This window comes from Oligoflexus tunisiensis, assembly GCF_001748245.1.
Taxonomy (GTDB): domain Bacteria; phylum Bdellovibrionota_B; class Oligoflexia; order Oligoflexales; family Oligoflexaceae; genus Oligoflexus; species Oligoflexus tunisiensis.
In genome coordinates this window covers 3530567-3549110 of the sequence record NZ_BDFO01000001.1, presented here as the reverse complement: position 1 = coordinate 3549110, position 18544 = coordinate 3530567, and the positions used below count along the sequence as shown (strand labels likewise).

The following is an 18544-nucleotide window of genomic DNA, read 5'->3' as shown; positions in this document are numbered from 1 at the left end:
GACTGTAATCATGACCCCCGACCTATCTCTTACCCACCGACATCTTTAAGTTTTTCACCAAAAATGCCGAAACGCCTCGAATCCAATCTACCGTTGTATTCCAAGAGGTTATTAATGAGGAAAATGTTTCTGTTCCCTCTTCTGCTGCTAGGGGAAGTGGCAGCTTTCGGCCAGGACTCTGGAGGCGCTCCGAGCCATGAAACGCTGCGTTCGAATCTGAAATACAGCATCACGGCCGGTGTCGGGATCCGAACCGGCAATTTCCTGGAAGGCACCCTGGCCGCCAGCTATTTCCTGCAGCCCAAATCGGTCGTGACAATTTCCCTTATGAACCTTACCGGCAGTATCAATGAGAAAGCGGATCGCGATGTGGACGGCCACGATCTTTATTTTGTCGGCGTCACCACCGAATTGAAAGGTTCGGCCATTGCCGCGAGCTACAAGGAGTTCTTCACCGACTCGTTCTATGTGGAGGGCGGGCTGGACCTGGCGAAGGTCAACGGGGAATTCAGGATTTCCAAGGATATTCTATCCAGCGCGGAAAACCTGACGAGCGACCTGGGCCACTACACCAAGCTATCCATGATGGTTCAAATCGGGAACCAATGGCAGTGGGAAAATTTCACACTCGGAACAAGCTGGTTGGGTTATTTGCAGCCCATCTCGACCAGTGAGTCCTACACTGACCCCACGTCTTTTAGTGAAACATCAAACAGCGCAAGAACCTTTCGCGACGAGGCGAAACAACCTCAAACCACTTTACTCAGGTTCTATCTGGGCTGGAGTTTTTGAGCATGCGTAAGCTGGCGCCTTCTGCCAAGCGCCAGTCCGACCATGAATCCAGGAATATTTTTTGCTTCATACTCCGCATTCCCACCAAGGGGCGGAGGTACCCATGCGAAAAACATCCCATCAGTCCGACACGACCCAGGATGATCAAAACTCGGTTCTGACCACCAATCAGGGCCTGCCGATCACAGACGATCAAGGTTCCTTAAAAGCCGGGCCACGCGGCCCGGCCCTGCTCGAGGATTTTCATCTGCAGGAAAAACTCCAGCATCTCGACCATGAACGCATCCCGGAACGCGTGGTCTACGCCCGCGGAGCCGGTGCCCACGGTTACTTTCAGGTCCATAAACCCCTCGGCCACATCTGCAAAGCAGGCTTTCTGCAGAGTCCGCAGCAGAAAACTCCGGTCTTTGTGCGCTTCTCAACCATGATCGGCTCTCGCGGCTCTCCGGATCTGGTCCGTGATGTGCGCGGCTTTGCGGTCAAGTTTTATACCGAGGACGGCATCTTCGACCTTGTGGGCCAGAACATGCCGGTCTTCTTTATCCAGGATGCCATGAAATTTCCCGACCTCGTGCACGCGATGAAACCTGAACCGCACTGCGAAATACCCCAGGCTTCCACGGCCCACGACACCTTTTGGGATTTCATTTCGCTCATGCCCGAGTCCATGCACATGATCCAATGGCTCATGTCGGATCGGGCTCTGCCGCGCAGCTATCGGATGATGGAAGGCTTTGGCGTTCACACCTTCCGTATGATCAATGACAAAGGCCAGGCGACCTTCGCCAAATTCCATTGGAAACCCCTCCAAGGCCTCCATTCCGTTTTGTGGGATGAAGCCGTGAAAATCAATGGCATGGATCCCGACTTTCACCGTCGCGATCTCTTTGATGCCATTGCCAAGGAACACTACCCGGAATGGGAGCTGGGTCTGCAGCTCTTCTCGGAAGAGGACGCGGAAGGCTTTGATTTTGATATCCTCGATGCCACCAAACTCATCCCCGAGGAACTGGTGCCCATCACCTGGGTCGGACGTCTGGTCCTCGATCGCAATCCCGACAACTTTTTCGCGGAAACCGAACAGGTCGCCTTTCATCCAGGCCACCTGGTGCCCGGCATTGATTTCAGCCCGGATCCCCTGCTCGCCGGCCGTCTCTTCGCCTACTCCGACACGCAGGTGAACCGCTTCGGAAGCCCGAATTCCAGTGAATTGCCGATCAACCGGCCCGTGAATCCGGTGCATAACAACCAGCGTGATGCTGCCATGCGGTACACGATCAACAGTGGACGGGTTGCCTATCAGCCCAACGCGCTCGGCGGCGGTTGCCCCTTCCAGGCCAGAGCCAATGAGGGCGGCTTTCAAAGTTTCCCGGAGCCGGTGGCCGACGTCAAAAGCCGCATGCGCGCTCCCAAATTCTTTGATCACTTCAGCCAGGCTCGGCAGTTCTATGTGAGTCAGACCTCGGTGGAAAAAAATCACATCGCCCAGGCGTTTCAATACGAACTCGGCAAGGTGGAAACGCTGTCCATCCGGGCCCGCATGCTTGGGCTCCTCCTGCGCATCGATGAAGGTCTGGCGAAAACGGTTGGCGAGGGACTCGGCATGGATCCGATACCGCTCTATGATGCGGATGTGAACCATGCTGTTCCCACGGTGGCGCAATTTGATCAGTATATGTCCCTGCCGACCCGTTGGGACCTTCCGGAGTCCCCCACTCTCAGCATGCTGCGGCAGCCCAATCCCGGCATCGCCACCCTGAAGGTTGCCGTCCTGGTTGGTAATGGTTTCGATGGAGCGGCCTATTCCGCACTGGCCAGCGCCCTGGCGGAACACAAGGCCGAGGCCAGGATCGTCGGCACGCATCTGGGGATCATGGTGAATAACAAAGGCGAGGAAATCAACGCGGACTATAACTTCGCAACGGCCAGCTCCGTGCTCTTTGATGCGGTCTTTGTTCCCGGTGGTGAGGACAGTATTCGCGTCCTGCAGGACGAACCCCGTGCCTTGCATTTCATCGCCGAAGCCTGGCGCCACTGCAAAGCGGTGGGTCTGGCCGGCGAAGCACGGGCTCTTCTGGAAGGGGCAGGCTTGCTGCGGATACTCGGCAATAGCCTGCCCCCGGAAGCACTGGAGTCGGGAGAAACCGTGGCTCGGGATGGATTGCTGCTGGGATCGCATGGATTGCAGTTGAGCAAGAGGTTTATCGAAGCCCTGCAGGTCTATCGCTTCTGGTCACGGGAACGCAGGCCGCAACCGCCGGTCTGATGAAAAAGGCAACGGGACGCGATCCCGTTGCCGTTAACTTCAGTGCAGGTGCATGACAATCTTCGTACAGGCTTCCTGCTTGTCGCGGAACATCCTATAACCTTCAGGGGCCTCATCCAGCGACATGCGATGGCTGATGACCACCGAGGGATCGATTTGCCCATTCTGAATGCGTTCCAGGAGCGGCCGCATGTACCTGTGCGTATGCGTCTGCCCCATCTTGAAATTCAACCCTTTGTTGAAGGCCATTCCAAAATTGAATTTATCGATCAACCCAACATAGACGCCCGGGACCGATACCACACCACCCTTGCGGCAACTGCGAATGGCCTGCCGTAGCGCGTGTGCACGATCCGGCTGGACGCGAAAAATCGCTTTGGCCTGGTCCATGAATGCATCGATCGTATGGCCTTCGGCCTCCATGCCGACCGCATCGATACAAGCATCTGGACCCTGTCCACCCGTAGCTTCCTGGAGATACTCGTAGACGTCCTCGTTCTCATAATTGATGACCTCCGCTCCAGCCTCGCTTGCGAGGGCAAGACGTTCAGGAAAACGGTCGATCGCAAACACCCGTTCCGCCCCCAGCAGGAAAGCACTGCGGATGGCGAACTGCCCGACAGGTCCCGCACCCCAAACAGCCACAACGTGTCCGGGTTCGATATCACAGTTTTCCGCTGCCATATAACCTGTTGGAAAAATATCGGAAAGAAAGAGAACCTGTTCATCGCTTAAATCATCAGGCACCACCAGAGGTCCTACATCGGCAAAGGGCACGCGCACATATTCGGCCTGACCTCCGGCATAACCACCGCACATGTGAGTGTAACCGAAGAGCCCCGCACAGGCCTGGCCGATGCCCAGCTCCGACAGGGCAGGATTGGGATTGGAATTATCACAGGCGGAAAACATTTTGCGTTCACAGAAAAAGCAGCTGCCGCAGGAGATATTGAACGGCACGACCACCCGGTCGCCGATCTTCAGGTTTTTGACCGCAGACCCCAGTTCGACCACTTCACCCATAAATTCGTGACCCAGGATATCGCCGCGCATCAACGTGGGAACCTTGCCCCCATAGAGGTGAAGATCGGAACCACAGATGGCTGTGCTGGTGACGCGAATGATCGCATCGCGTGGATTGATGAGCCGTGGATCCGGAACACGCTCGATCGCCACATGGTTGGTTCCTTGCCAGCACAGTGCTTTCATAGCGAGGCCTCCCGGCCAGTGGAAAGGTTCGTCCCATCCTTCTGCAGGTGGTCCTGGATGCTGCCGGAGATTTCCTCCACGGCCTGGCCGGTCGCACTGCGACGCCCATGCGGTTGCCCTTCCGTGGTGGGCACTTCGCCGGTTTCCAGCAGGGCCTTGAGGCGCCGCATTTCGTGATCGAGAGCCTGTTTCATGGCGGCCATATGCAGACGTCCGCCCCGGATTTGATAGCCCTCCTCGTTGGAAGGGGATGCATAAAGAAAAGTGCGCTTGCCGTCATGCGACTCCTTCAATCGCAGATCCCAGATCTGGCCGCCGGCGCTGATCGGAAAGAGCGTGCTATCGGAATTTTGCCAGACCGGATCATTTTCGCCCAAAACCGAGCGCACTTCATCCAGGGATTTATTGATCACGATCGACTTTTCAAAGTTCAGCAGCATACGCCGGGGCGCCGCCTGTATCGGGGCCTTGCCCATTTTTTCATACACGGGACAATAACCAGTCAGACCCCGATACAGCAGCCCTGCACCACCGACCCCCTGGGTCAAACGGCTGAAGGAGCCTCGTTTTTTCCCGAACAAACTTCGGGCCACAGCCGCTGTCCCCAGGGCGATGGAAATGAGGCGTTCGGTGTCCGAAACATTGTGATGCTTCGGCCTATTCCACGACGAAAAATTATGAGTTTCGGCGCTGGTCAGCTGGTTCCGTGCGTACCCAGGTTTATTATATTGGGCCTGCACAGCCGCTCCCATTTTCTGGGGCAGAATACGGCCCAGCATGGCCTGAACCTTGTTCTTGAAGGATCCCGCGATCACGGCATCCCGGCCTTCCATCAGCGCCGCAAAGCCTTCGCGTGCCACCTCCCTGGCATCATCTTTCGATTCCGTTCCGACCTTGGTATCGCTCATGCCTGCACGGGTGAAAAAGGCTGTTTCCGTACTGCCTGGCTGCAGTGAGGTCACGGTCACGCCCGTGCCTTTCAATTCATAACGCAGGGCTTCCGCAAAGGACTGCAGGAAGGCTTTCGATGCGGCGTAAGTCGCCAGATAAGGGCCTGGCGTGGAGGCAGCCACGGATGATGTGAAAAGGATGCGCCCTTTGCCCCGTGCCTTCATATCCGGAACGAGTCGCTTGGCGAGGTGAACCGCGGAGACGACATTCAAATGGATGAGGTTGATTTCGTCCTGCAGTTCCGTATCGCTGAAGGCACCGGAAACACCGACTCCAGCGTTGATGGCTGCGGCCTCCACCGGTCGGCCCAGCTGTTCGATGACCTGCATCAGAGTTTCCACCCCATCCGAAGTGGCGAGATCAACCTGAACACCTTTGACGAATCCTTCATTCCCTTCGAAGGAACGCTCGGCTTCAAATATTTCCGAGTCCTCAGCAGCCAACAAAAGATCAAAGCCGTGCTGATAAAACTCGCGGGCCAATTCATAGCCGATACCGCTGGAGGCCCCGGTAATCACAGCCAACGGTCTTTGCGTATTATTTTCCAAAGTTCTGCCCTCCTGCTGACATGATACTCAGCAGAAAGGTGCATAAATCTTGCCAAAATTACGGAATTAGTCCGGCCGCTTGCGACAGCGCACGATACCGCTGTCGATAAACCCTCGGGTGGCGGGAGAACGGAAGATGAGACCTTCCACATGAGGAGTTGGATCCGCGAGCACCGCGAGACAGGCGTCCAAACTCTTAAGTGGTGCCAGAGTCATGATCTTCTGTGATTTATAAACACGGGGAAGCAGCTCATAGCGCTCGCCATAGGTGGCGGCATCCAGCACTTGATCCTCGCGTTTCAGGAAATCAAAGACGAAGAGACGATCCTCGGATTTCAACCATTCGGCGTCGATCACATTCCAGCCGCTTTGCGGGCGAAAGATACGAAGCACTTCGCTGCTCACATCCTGAGGCAGCACCTTGCGATGAGGCTGCCCCTGGCGATTGAAGACCACGATCTCGTCACGATCCTGCGACGGAATATGAATCTGGGCCCGATGGCCGTGAATTTTCACCTGGCCCCACCAGCCGCGCTCCAGGATGCGCTGGATGGCATCCCGCGTGGGCGCGATCTCCGTTTTGGGATGGATGGGGCGTATGGGTTTCGGGCCGCTCACAATGCACCTGCCACCGCTGAATATCGTCGAATCAAAAATGCCAGGCAACATCCGCATCCCGCTTCTTCACAACTTCACTCGTCCGAGCGATCTTTTCTACACGGGTTGCGCGGGCCTGACAACTGCTCTAGCGTACGTAATTTCTTAATTTCAGATGTCTAATAATCTCACGAAGTTCCTCAGGGTTCTTCACATGACGACGCGCCAGGTCCGCTGCACCAGGGCGGGCTTTCATGGCCATCGGCTTGAAGAGATTATCCAGAACTTCAGGGGGCAGACTCTGCAGAGCTGCGACGACAGCGTCGTAATTGGCTTCCAGCACCGCTTCATTAAAGCGAATGCTGCCAAAATCACGAACGATCAGATCCTCCGCGGCCTTTTTTCCCCAGCGCTCTGTAAATTCCTCCACGTCCTCTTCACTAATACCGGCGCTCGCATCCTGCACAACATACATGGCCATCGTTTCGACGCCTTGTATTTTGAAACCGCTGCCTTCGCCGGTAAAAAGACGCCGCGAATACTCCTCCGCAGCGTAATTGAGTATGGTGTTCTTATGGACGGTGGCTTCGCCCTCGTAAAACTTCGCCTGATCCTGGGCCGCGCGAAAGGCATCGACGGCTTCGGCCACGTCTTCAGGCGGTGTCAGCACATTCTCGGCCTGCCGCGTGGGCACGCGCGATTTCTTGGTTTTGAAGGGGTCCTTGGGAGCCTCAGAAGACCCGACGCTACGGGATTTGGCAGCGGCCTTGGCCGGTGCGGATGCCGCGGTTTTACGTTTGCTGGGAGCCATAAACACCTCCAATTCGCTTATCGTCGGATCAGCGGCGGGGTTTAGGCATTTTTTTCCCGGCCTGTGTCAGAGCGTCCAGAGATTCCTGGCAGGTGGGCAGGGAGACGGCGGCCGCCGCCATGTCCTTCCAGAGGTCGCCTAACCTTGCGAGGCGCTTTGGCAATGTCGCGATGGTAAAGATTCCCGGATCGAGACCGGGCTTGACCTCGGACCAGCGGAGGGGTGTGGACACGGTCGCGTTCGGTTTGGGGCGCACGGAATAGACCGCGGCCATGGTCTGCCCGATGCGATTTTGCAGGTAATCGAGATAAATTTTGTGGGTCCGCCGATCTGGAGAACGTTCGAGGCTCGTCGTCTCGGGATGCAGATGATGAACCGCCTGCGACAGCTGCTGCGCAAAGAGCCGGGCTTCATCGAAGCTCGTGGCATCCTTGACCGGAACATAGATGTGAAGGCCGCGTGAGCCTGAAGTTTTACAGAAGGCGGGAGCTTTGATTTTATCGAGAAGTTTTTTCACGGTGCGCGCGACTTCAATCACAGCATCAAAGGGCACCTTGCCGGGATCAAGATCAAACACGACAAAATCCGGGGAATTGATCGCACCCACCCGCGAGAGCCAGGTGTTGATTTCAATGCAGCCCATGTTGGCTAAAAACAAAAGATCGGCTTCGCTTTGACAAAGCGCATAGGTCACTGTTTTACCGGAACGGCCGGAACCAATCGTAGCGGTTTCCATCCAGCCCGGGACCGCACCGGAGACTTCCTTTTGAAAGAAACTGGTGCCGTTGATGCCATTCGGGTGACGATTCAGGGATTGAGGTCGATCCTTAAGATGCGGCAGCATATAAGGAGCCACAAATTTATAATAGTCGAGCACCTGGCCCTTGGTGATTTTTTCCTGAGGCCAGTAGATTTTTCCCAGATTGGTGAGAGCGACCTGCTCCTTGACCGCCCTCTTGCTCGTGCGACTGAGCACCTCATGTCGGGAACCTGTGGCCTGACCCAATTCATCCTGAGGTTCGCGCTCCCGCTGCGACTGTTGCGGGCTTCGACAGGTGCGGGGTGGGTTCGGGCTTCGATAAGGGTCGTCCGCGGAACGCTGCAGCACACCGATGGCAGCCTGGGATGCGTCCTCAGGAGTCACGAGACGCAGATGGTCACCCGTAATTTGCAGGGCCTCCACAGCCTCCCAGCGTTCCTTCCCTTTCAGGCCGCTGACATCATATCCATCGGCGTGCAAGAGATCATAGATGTAGAACGCATGCTGCAGGTCACCCGTGTTGGACGCGCGTCCGCGCCGTCGGGGTTGACCGTCCTCATCCAGGGGCACCACGAGTCCATCGAGCAGCAAAGGCCCCTGAATCCCCTGCAGGGAAGCGAGAAGTCGTGGAAAACGCTTGTTGAGAGAAAGACCGGTTTTCGCGGTGAGGCTCACGTGACCTTCCGCATCCAAACGAAGAAGAGCACGATAGCCGTCATACAGCGGAAGAACCGAGGCATTCTTGATGGTGGGCAGTGCGGAGCAAGGCTTCCAAAGGAAAGGCTTTTGCAGCTGCATATCGGGTTCAGCCGCGGCTTTTTTCTTGAGCGCAGCCGCAAGCGGTTGACGCTGGCTTGGACGCGCCGTCGGCTTTTTCTTTTTCACAGGCTGGGGCTTCGGGTTTTCCTTGCGTGAGGACCAGATCTTCCCTTCCTTCGGCGCGTGTGATGCGATCTCGCCCATGGTGCGACCGCTGCGGACTGAACGATCCGCATGTGTAATGTCCACGCGACTGGCATGGCGATCATGCTTTTTCACCAGGAGCCAGTTGGCTCCATCACTCTTGGCGAGGCGAATCAGGGCGAATTCACCCTGGAGTTTACTGCCTTCCAGAATGAAGGTGAGATGGCCCTTGGCCAGGCCGCGCCGCAGAGCATCTTCTTCGTCCTTCGCAGGAAATTCCACGGCCCGGGCCCGATAGGTGCCCTCATCCCAGATCATCACCACACCGGCACCATAATTTCCGGGCGGAATCACCCCTTCGAAATCATTGTATTCCATCGGATGATCTTCCACCTGAACCGCAAGGCGCCGTTCCATGGGATCGAGGCTGGGGCCCTTCGGAACCGCCCAGCTTTTCATCGTGCCGTCGATTTCCAAACGCAGATCATAGTGCCGACGGCTGGCCTCGTGCAGTTGAATGACAAAACGCAGGCCGACGGGAGCTTTTTTCTTGGGCTGCGAGCCATCCGGCTCGGGCGTGCTCTTGAAGTTGCGTTTGCTGCGATACTGCTGAAGGCCCATGACTTCCTCTCAGGCGCTCTTTTTCCGGGTCTTCGCTTTGGTGGCTTTCTTTTTGACCTTTTTCACGGTTTTGGTCTTTTTTACAGCTTTGGGGGCTTTCACGGCCTTGGTGGCTTTGACTTCTTTCACCGCTTCGGCGGTTTTCGCCGCCTTGGTGGCTTTGGCCTCTTTCACCGCTTCGGCGGTTTTCGCCGCCTTGGCCGCTTTTACTTTTCTAGCCAGGGCCACCGGAGGAAGGTCAAGCGCGACACGCTCCGGAAGAATTCCGTTCTGGTTGAGGAAGGTGATCATACTCAGGGCATTCAGAGGAGCTGTATCCTTGTCATCGTTATCAAAGTACATATAAACGCTGGGCGACGCGGGCTGCGGTGGCCCTGGGATGACCAGCGCTGCATCGTCCGGTTGCCCGCCGTTCGACCAGGTTTGGACGCGATGCCCCCAGTATTCCAGCGCTTCCCTGGTATAACCCTGGGGATATTTGGTTTCATCCCCATGCAAACGCAGGTAAAGAAAATCCGTGGTGACGTCCTCGATCAGAGGCCAGCGGCCGGCGGTATCACCCACAACGATGGCAATTCCATATTTTTTCGCCAGCTCGACAAAGGCAGGATCCTTAAAACTCGGATGACGGCCTTCCACGGCATGCCGCAGGCGATGATTCACCGGCACATCAAGAAAGGTGCGACCATCAAGCCAGGTGGAATGGCCGGCTCCAAGTTTCGCCGCGGTCTCCATATCGTGCGGCAGCGCGGCGAAAAACGGTTCAAAACGTTCCGGCATGAAGGGCATGGTCGGGGGAAACTGCCAGAGGATGCAGCCCAGTTTTTCCCGGAGCGCGAGTATGCCCGAAGCCAGGAAATTGCTGAGCGGGGTTTGAAAATCCTTCAAACGCCTTTCATGCGTGATGTACTTGGGGCCTTTGATGGAAAAATTGAAATCAGCAGGTGTTTGCGCATACCAGCTGAGGAAGGAATCCGGCCGAAACAAGGAATAGAATGTGCCGTTGATTTCTATCGAGTAAACCCGACGGCTGGCATAGGCCAGTTCATCCTTTTGTTTCAAACCCTCCGGATAAAAGGTTCCGCGCCACCCTTCGTAGTTCCAGCCGGCCATGCCTACAAAAATAGTTCCCATAGGATTCATCCTCCCCTTCCGTTATCGGGGTGGAATGGGAAAGCATGAGGCTCAGGGAGCACGCCCTGGATAGAATTGCCCATAGCCTCCGAAAAATCCCAATGGTCCAGAGATTATCAGCACATACCCGTCCGGGGAGCGAAGGCAGGTCCGCCCAAGATATACCATTGCGAAACAGTGACAACTGTTCATTATCTGCGACGGACTCTCTCCGATAGCACTTCAGTTGTTGGGAGGTATTCATGCGTTCTGTATTTCAAATCATTTTGCTCTGGGCTGCCTGCTTGGGCGTTCCCGCCTGGGCTCAGAATTCGGTGGCTTTGGATCTGCGGCAGGAGTCGTTTGACAACAACAAGGTCCACCGCGTCGGCAGCAACTGGGAAGTTTATTGGGGTGAGCTGCTGACACCAGCAGACTTCGTCCAGAACACCCGCACACCCTCGGAGCTGCGCCCCTACAATGCGGGTTTCAATCCAGCCAAGGCTTTGCATCACGGGCAGCCGCATGAGTTCCGGCACGGAACCTTTCGCTTGCAGATGACGTTGCCTGAGCATGATGATCCTTATGCGGTCTGGGTTCCCGAGATTCGCGGCGCGTCACGGATCTGGTTGAACGGTGTGGAGCAGGCCCAAAACGGTATTGTCGGGACCGATTTGGATTCCGAAACCGTTAAAATGCGAATTCAGACCATCAACATTCCTGCCGGTGTCACCAACGTTGAACTTGTGGTGCAAGCGTCCAGCTATGGTTTTGGTCGCCTGGGCCCCTTCGGCCCCATGCTCGTGGGTCCTCGCGTGAACGTCTCCGCCAGCCGCTGGCATGCCATGATTCGCGATACATTTACACTCAGCGCGATTCTGATCATGGCCTTCTATCATATCGCTTTGTATCTGGTGCGGGGCAAAGGTATCGAGCCCGTGCTCTTCGCGGGTTTCTGTCTGGCCATGACGGGGACGACTCTGACCCGTTCGGAAGGTCTTCTGATCTTTCACCTGTTTCAGGATCCCAACACCTGGTTGATCTATAAATATGAGTTCTTTTCCTTCCCGGTGGCGGTCGGCATGATGGGGTACTATACCTATCGACTCTATCCGCAGTTCTTCCCGCTTTGGCTCATTCGGACGGTCATTGCAGGAACGACCACCTTTGCCACCATCGTTCTCCTGGGCCCTCTGCGCGCTATTGATTACTGTCTCATATTCTTCCAGATTTTCATGCTAACGACGGCCTTCATGTTTATTGGCTGTCTGATCCGTGCCGCCAAACACAAGGCCGATGGCGCGAAGCTTTTCCTGTCCGGCTTTGTGATCATCATCATGGGCGCGATCAATGACATTCTGAAGACGAACAGCGTGATTGAAACGGTTTCCGTCGCGCACATGACTCTGTTCTGCTTTATCCTGATCCAGTCCATCATTCTCTCGAAGCGCTTTGCCAAGGCGTTTACGATGCTTGAGGCCGCCGAAGGCGAGATTCGCGGTTTGAACGCGGACCTTGAAAAGAAAGTCCAGGACCGCACGGCCACGATTCGCATGATTTTGGATAATGTGCGATCGGGCTTCCTTTTGATCGACAGCTCCTACAAGGTGCAGCCTGGTTTTACCAAATCCTGCGAGGAAATCCTGGAGCATCCCCTGCAGGCCGGTGATGAATTCGCTGGACTCTTCAGCCTGACCGAACGCCAGCGCGGGGATCTGGTCATGGCGCTCGACCAGGTTTTTGAAGATTTCATGCCGGAGTCGGTGACCCTGTCCATGATCAAAAGCCGTCTGCCGGTGAAGGATCGCCAGGTGATGATTCAAAGTGCCGTGATCCGGGACGAGCAGCAGAAGATCAAGTCCATACTCATCACGATGACCGATGCAACCCACGTCGCACAGATGGAAAAGGAAGCCAAGCTCAGCCAGACTCTGATCAAGATTCTGCAGGCCATGGTCAACTTCAAATCCCTTTTGGGCGAATCCTTCGTGGACCTCGAGCGGGCGCGCAACCTCTTGAATGAGGATGGCCAGAAGGCTGTGAAGATGATCCTGCATACCATCAAGGGTAATTTCGCCAGCTTTGGCCTTGAGGAGATCGCGCATTCCATCCATGAGCTGGAAGACAAGCCCAAGGTCGCGGTGGAAGACCTGGATGAACTGGTTCAGACCATTCACCAGTTCCTGGAATCGTATAAGGACATTCTGAAGATTGACCCCAGTTCCTTGAATGAAAAATCCTATCGCTTGCACGACAGTCATCTCATTCGCCTGTCGGACCGCCTGAAAACACGCGGGGCGTCACGTGAGGTGCTCGACATGCTCACGGATTGGATGGAAGAGATCAAACAGATTTCCTTTGATGAGTTGATAGGACCGATCGGGAAAAAGGCCCGGCGCATCGGGGAAAGCCTGGGCAAGAAGGTGGAACTGACCATAGAAGGCGGGAATATCGCGGTGGATGCCGACCGGCTCCAGGGTGTGATTCATAGCCTGATCCATCTGGTTCGCAATAGTATTGACCACGGTCTGGAATTCCCGGATGAACGTGGGGATAAACCGGAAACGGGATCCATCTTCATCCGCGTGCGGCGGGATGATAAGGCCTTCCATATCGAAGCCGGTGATGACGGCCGCGGGATTAATCCCGAGCTGATTCGCAAGGTGGCCATGAGTAAAGGTCTGATCAAGGCCGAGGAAGCGGCTACCCTCTCCGATCAGGAGTCGCTGGCCCTGATTTTCCGCGCGGGCTTCTCGACCCGTGATGAAGTCACGTCGCTTTCAGGTCGGGGTGTGGGGATGTCGGCGATTGAATCGGCGGTTTTGGAACTGGGTGGAAAACTCTCGATTGATACCAAACCCGGTAAAGGAACCTGCTTTCATATTGAGATTCCGGAAGTCACGCAGGTGGTGGAGCGGCGGAAGACGGCGTGATGCCACCCAGGTGGTCGAGCGGCGCAAGTCGGCCAGATGCCAGGTCGTCGGGCGCTGCCTTTACCATCCAGATCGTCGGCCGCTGCCGGGCGGCCTGAAGCGTGGGGCCCAGCGCTGCCGGGCGGTTCTTCTTTAGCCTGTCACGGTTTCCAGATTCAAACCCACGCGGGTGCCAGTGGCGGCAGTTTCCTCTTCCGGCCCCACGGAAGTCGTCGGTGCCCGGGTTCCGCGCAGGTAGACCTGCTCGAAGCTGAGGCGGACCTGCTGGGTTTCCTCGATATCACGGCGCAAGCGATCCACATCCGATTTTTTCTGAATGATCATCTCTTCGAGCTCACGAATTTCGGCCCGGAGTTTATCGTTTTTAGACTGCAGCATTTCGATTTTGCGGGCTGCTTTGTCCAGGATCGACTTGATATCGATGCGGGCGGAAATCAGCGTCTTCTGAACGATCAGAATCACCATTTCCTTCTTGTTATCCGGCAGATCGCGCATCAGCTGAATGACATCCTCGATGCCATAGCTCAACTTCGGAGGTTCAATGGGGGCTTCCGGCTTCAAGGGTGGCGGAGCAGCCGGAGGTGCTTTCGCGTGGCCTGACGAGGTCTTATGCGACCCGGACGAACGCTCCCGACGCCGCTGCTGTTCCTCAAGCTCCATGGCCGCCGATTCATAGCCATTATGTTTGGAAAATAACCCCATACCTTGGTCTCCGTCTAGAGGTGGACATGACTTTATCGGCCATCGATGGCAGGGAATTCAGAAAACCTTTCAGGCCCCCATAAAAACTGGATTTTCCGGGTCAGGATTTTACAGCCTGGGGCTTCCCAGGCGATGGGGAATGGTCCTTTTGTGAGAAAGGGTTACAATAGTTAACACATCCCACATAAAAGGAGCATGCATGTTTCTGAAGGACGTTGAAGCCGCCCGCAAAGGCCGTTATGGTGAGATGATTGAGAAAAGTCTGGCCGCGGGCCACCCCGTCTCGGGCATCTGGCATCTTTTCGCCTATAAACCCGCGATGACCCAGCATCTCTCAGCGTTAACCGAAGCCATCATGCGTGGGCCTTCACCTCTGACTGTCGCTCAACGGGAACTCATCGCGGCCGTCACGAGTTCCACCAATCGCTGCCCGTTCTGCACCGGCTCGCATGTGGCGGCCGCTGCGGAGCTTTATGGGGATGAGGCCAAGGTCCATGCGGCCTGCACCAATCCGGCCACGGCTCCGTTAACTGAAGCGGAAAAGACGCTGCTCTTCTTCATCCAGAAAATCACCAAGGAAGCGTACCGCACCCAGTCGAGCGATATCGAGGAACTCAAAGCTGCCGGCTGGTCGGATGAGGCGATCTATGATGCCATCGCCGTCTGCTCCCTCTTCAATTTCTACAATCGCTGGAATGACGCCAACGGCACACCGGCGATGCAGCCTGAAGGCTATGCTGCGACCGGGAAGCGCCTGGCGACCAAAGGTTACGTTTGAGGCTTTGGGGACTTTCGTCCCCATGCTATGCTCCGCGTGAACCTGTCAAGGGAGGACCATTGACCGTGAAACGATTTATTCTCACGGGGCCGCCGGGTGCTGGGAAAACTTCGATCCTTTATGCCTTGAAGGGCGAAGGTTATGACGTTGTTGAAGAGGCGGCGACAGCGGTGATCGCAGAGAAGCAGGCGTTAGGCATTGATAAGCCCTGGCTGTCTCCCGATTTCGTAAGGGACATTGTTCAGCTGCAACAGCTCCGTTTAAAACAAACCAATGACAACCCTCATGGCTTGCAGTTCCATGATCGGTCGATCATTGACACCTATATCCTCGGTCAATATCTGGGTCACGGTATTCCTCAGGAGATCGAGAACCTCGTGTCTTTACTGGTCCGTGGTCGTGTGTATGAGAAACGGGTGTTCTTCGTGGAAAGCCTGGGTTTCATGGAAAACACCGCGGCTCGGCAGATATCGCTGGCGGAGGCTTTGGAATTTGGGAAGCTTCATGAACGCGTTTACACCGCGCTGGGTTTTCATTGCATCAAAATTTCGCCCCGTCCTGTGCAGGACAGGGCTCGTGAGATTATGGGGCTCGTGAATACTCGATCTTGAGTTGTGAAAAGCCTTTTGACAACCAGTCGAAACACGACCCCACACCCAACTCTAATAGATTGTATTTATAGGTCCTGTGCCAGCCCCCCCCCCCGAAAGCTCAGCGCCGATTCCGGAGGGAGAGCCCATAGTCCTCATCAAGCAGCCAGAATCCTGCTTGTGAAACTTCGCCGGGAACTTTTTAGTACTTCACAGAGCAACCATATGGCTGTGTGCTGGTCGTCTTCACGGGCTGTCCGGCCATGGCGCTGTCGAGAGCGAGGCGCACATAGTTAATGGCTTTTCCAGTCTCTTTCGGATCTTTGGGCCTGGGAATACTATCAATCGCGCCCATGTAGACAAGGTTGCCTTCCGGATTGATCACGAACATCTGAGGCGTGGTCTTGGCTTCATACATATGCCCCAACTCTGCCTTATGATCGAGAAACACCGTCGTGACAGCAGCACCCGATTTTGCCATCAGCTTGTTAGCGTCATCGGCAGACATCTTCTCCTTGACGCTTGGTCCAGCAGTATTCACAGCAAACCAGACCAGATTATCCTTTCCCTTGCTTTTGGCATATTTCTGCACGTTCGGCATATTCCCGGTATCATAATGCCTCTGCACAAAAGGGCAGTCCGGATTCCACCATTCGAGCACGACCCACTTTCCTTTATAATCAGCGAGCTTATGAGTCTTGCCATCACTCCCCAAAACTGAGAACTGGGGCGCGGGCTTGCCCACCTGAGGAGCAGCCAGAGCTGTGGCACCGAACAAAACGAGCGAGGCAGTCAGCAGAGTTGTTTTCATCTTTCACTCCTTGGTAGCGTTTGAGGTCACCTGTCCGATCTCTTTTATGACAAGATCGGGAGTTAAAACTTCCGGCAGAAGGATGGGCGGACTCGTCGCATCCCGATAGAGAGCGTATACAGGCACACCCTGCCGACCAAGACTGGTCAGCACTTGCGTAATTTCTGCATTATAGTCTGTCCAGTCCGCACGCATCATCTGAATTCCACGTTCCGCAAAAGCCTCGAGCACATCCTTGCGATTCAGCACCAGGGTTTTATTCACCTGGCAGGTCACACACCAGGCCGCAGTGAAATCCACGAAGACCGGGCCCTGCTGTCGTGCCTTCGCAAGTTTTTCTGTGGAGAAAGGCTGCCAGACGGTATCCGCAGACGAGGCGGTCTTGGTACTTTCATCACGTTTTTGTCCGTAAATCGCAGCCGCACAGAGCAAAAGCATCACAGGAGTCACCCACAGCCAGGCACGCGGCGCCCGATCTTTCATATGGAGCCATAGCCAGGCAAAAAAGCCAAGTCCAACAAAGGCTGCGAGTATCCACAGCACCCCATCCATACCACTTTGCTTTTCCAGAACCCAAAGAAGCCAAAGTATGGTGAGCAGCAGCGGAAACGCCATCGCTTGACGGAAGGTTTCCATCCAAAGCCCCGGCTTGGGCAGAAGACGACGGCTGCTTGGGATCCAGGCCAGGGCCAGAAACGGGCTGAGAAAACCAAGCCCAATGAAGATAAAAATCAGCATCGATTCAACGGGCGGGCGCGTTAAAGCCGAACCAACGGCCACACCCATAAAGGGCCCTGTGCATGGGCTCGCCACCAGAACCGCGAGCACGCCGGAGAGAAACTGGCCACCCTTTCCTTGCTGCTGGCTCCCAACCTGTCCCAGCCTTGTGAAGGCGTTCCAGGGTTGAATGACGTCGAGGAAATTCAAGGCCATCAGAAAAAAGAGCAAAGCCAGAGCGGCGATGAAGGCAGGAGACTGCAGCTGAAAACCCCAACCGACAGCTTCCCCTCCCGCTTTAAATAAGAGCAAAAGACCCGCAAGAGCCAGAAAGGACAGCAGCACACCCGCGCCATAGGCGAGACTTCCCTGGCGAACCTTGCGCGTGTCAGCCCCGCTTTCACGCACCAGACTCAGCACTTTGATGGCTAGAACTGGTAAAACGCAAGGCATGACATTCAGTATAAGGCCACCCAGGAAAGCGAGCAGAATCACAGTCCAGATCCCCTCCTGCCCCGCTGTGCTCCCTGCGAAATTCAGGTCATATCCCACCCTTTCACCAGCCGCGTTTTGAAACACAGCCAAGCCACCAAAAGGACGCGTGGCCTCATACGCGTCTTTTTCCAAAATGATGGTACTGCCATTGATGACAGGCGGCGCGGCTTTCACGCCACTCCCCTTCTCCGGAAAGAATTCCTTCAGCTGCCATCCCTGCGGAATATCCTTGGTCCCAAGCGTCACCATGATCTTGTCAACGTCAGCCGAAACTTCCAGCCGCGCCGGCACCTGTCCTTTGGGCGCCAGCGCCGTTGCACCTTCAATCACGGATTGCCAGTCACTGGATTCCGGTTTGGCCGCTTTTTGAATTGGCATATCCCATGAGAAAAGGTGCTCACCAGGTATACATTCGACTTCGCACACGAGCCACTTGACGAATACTTCCAGCCGTACGGTATCGCCACTGAGATTCCGGGGAATCGTCACAGGGAAGGGCATAATCACTTCCCCTTCATAACCGAAATTATAAAAGGGTCCGACCGGAATACGCTCAGGCAGCGGCCAGATCAAAGCGCCTGCTGTCCAGTCTTCGGGCTTCTGCCACTGGACCTCGGGAGGCAGACCCGAGTCACCCGGGTTTTTCCAGTACACGTGCCAGTGGGGATCGGGTTGAAATCGTAACGCGAAATTTTGCGTGGCTCCCGGACGCAGGCTGCGCTCACTCGAGAGGATCTGGACCTGGATTTGGTCGCCTCGAACGCTTTCGGTCGCGCCGGTGAACGCGAGGCTGCGCCCACTCCAAAGCATAAGGAAGAGACTGATCCAAAATACAGCTTTCACAGGACCTCCTTGGAACTATCAATATGAACCGATTTTAACCCGAAGCGCAACTCTGTCGAACCCGGCTGACAAATTTTTGTCGATGCCCCTTGATTTCCCGCAGA

At 55.6% G+C, this 18544-nt stretch carries 14 protein-coding genes; 5 read left to right on the top strand and 9 right to left on the bottom strand.

What is annotated here, in order from left to right; all coding sequences use genetic code 11:
* Positions 1-156: 156 nt before the first annotated feature.
* Positions 157-792: a hypothetical protein gene (locus OLTU_RS14840; protein ID WP_218110048.1), complete on the top strand. Its 636-nt coding sequence runs from the start codon at positions 157-159 to the stop codon at positions 790-792.
* A gap of 103 nt (positions 793-895) precedes the next feature.
* Positions 896-3058, top strand: coding sequence for a catalase (locus OLTU_RS14835; protein WP_141733545.1), 2163 nt, complete (start codon positions 896-898; stop codon positions 3056-3058).
* 39 nt (positions 3059-3097) lie between these two features.
* Here OLTU_RS14835 and OLTU_RS14830 read toward each other — a convergent pair whose 3' ends face one another.
* The 6 genes from OLTU_RS14830 to OLTU_RS14805 form a co-directional block, all read right to left on the bottom strand.
* Positions 3098-4267 (bottom strand): zinc-dependent alcohol dehydrogenase, encoded by a 1170-nt coding sequence (locus OLTU_RS14830; protein WP_141733544.1) that lies wholly within the window; start codon positions 4265-4267, stop codon positions 3098-3100.
* The gene (locus tag OLTU_RS31930; protein WP_176736633.1) at positions 4264-5766 is read right to left on the bottom strand and encodes an SDR family NAD(P)-dependent oxidoreductase; all 1503 of its coding nucleotides are present in this window, start codon (positions 5764-5766) and stop codon (positions 4264-4266) included. The genes OLTU_RS14830 and OLTU_RS31930 overlap by 4 nt, the downstream gene beginning before the upstream one ends.
* 66 nt (positions 5767-5832) lie before the next feature.
* A complete protein-coding gene (locus OLTU_RS14820) occupies positions 5833-6384 on the bottom strand; it encodes a DNA ligase-like domain-containing protein (protein WP_141733543.1) in 552 nt (183 codons plus the stop codon).
* A gap of 127 nt (positions 6385-6511) precedes the next feature.
* A complete protein-coding gene (locus OLTU_RS14815; RefSeq protein WP_141733542.1) occupies positions 6512-7174 on the bottom strand; it encodes a hypothetical protein in 663 nt (220 codons plus the stop codon).
* A 28-nt stretch (positions 7175-7202) separates the two neighbouring features.
* A complete protein-coding gene (ligD, locus tag OLTU_RS14810) occupies positions 7203-9458 on the bottom strand; it encodes a non-homologous end-joining DNA ligase (protein WP_141733541.1) in 2256 nt (751 codons plus the stop codon).
* 9 nt (positions 9459-9467) lie between these two features.
* Positions 9468-10592 carry a DUF72 domain-containing protein gene (locus OLTU_RS14805; RefSeq protein WP_218110047.1) on the bottom strand — a complete coding sequence of 375 codons (1125 nt, stop codon included), beginning with the start codon at positions 10590-10592 and terminating at the stop codon, positions 9468-9470.
* Between the two features lie 242 nt (positions 10593-10834).
* Here OLTU_RS14805 and OLTU_RS14800 point away from each other — a divergent pair, with 242 nt between their 5' ends.
* Entirely contained in the window at positions 10835-13504 is a 2670-nt protein-coding gene (locus OLTU_RS14800; RefSeq protein ID WP_141733540.1) for a 7TM diverse intracellular signaling domain-containing protein, read from the top strand.
* A 132-nt stretch (positions 13505-13636) separates the two neighbouring features.
* Here OLTU_RS14800 and OLTU_RS14795 read toward each other — a convergent pair whose 3' ends face one another.
* Positions 13637-14206: a hypothetical protein gene (locus OLTU_RS14795; RefSeq protein WP_141733539.1), complete on the bottom strand. Its 570-nt coding sequence runs from the start codon at positions 14204-14206 to the stop codon at positions 13637-13639.
* A 199-nt stretch (positions 14207-14405) separates the two neighbouring features.
* On the opposite strand from OLTU_RS14795, the gene OLTU_RS14790 reads away from it, so the two are divergent.
* The gene (locus tag OLTU_RS14790; RefSeq protein ID WP_218110046.1) at positions 14406-14984 is read left to right on the top strand and encodes a carboxymuconolactone decarboxylase family protein; all 579 of its coding nucleotides are present in this window, start codon (positions 14406-14408) and stop codon (positions 14982-14984) included.
* Positions 14985-15049: 65 nt separating this feature from the next.
* Positions 15050-15595 carry an ATP/GTP-binding protein gene (locus OLTU_RS14785; RefSeq protein WP_176736632.1) on the top strand — a complete coding sequence of 182 codons (546 nt, stop codon included), beginning with the start codon at positions 15050-15052 and terminating at the stop codon, positions 15593-15595.
* Between the two features lie 181 nt (positions 15596-15776).
* Here the strand turns inward: OLTU_RS14785 and OLTU_RS14780 are convergent, their stop codons facing one another.
* Positions 15777-16385: a redoxin domain-containing protein gene (locus OLTU_RS14780; protein WP_141733537.1), complete on the bottom strand. Its 609-nt coding sequence runs from the start codon at positions 16383-16385 to the stop codon at positions 15777-15779.
* A 3-nt stretch (positions 16386-16388) separates the two neighbouring features.
* Positions 16389-18440 (bottom strand): protein-disulfide reductase DsbD family protein, encoded by a 2052-nt coding sequence (locus tag OLTU_RS14775; protein ID WP_141733536.1) that lies wholly within the window; start codon positions 18438-18440, stop codon positions 16389-16391.
* Positions 18441-18544 lie beyond the last annotated feature (104 nt).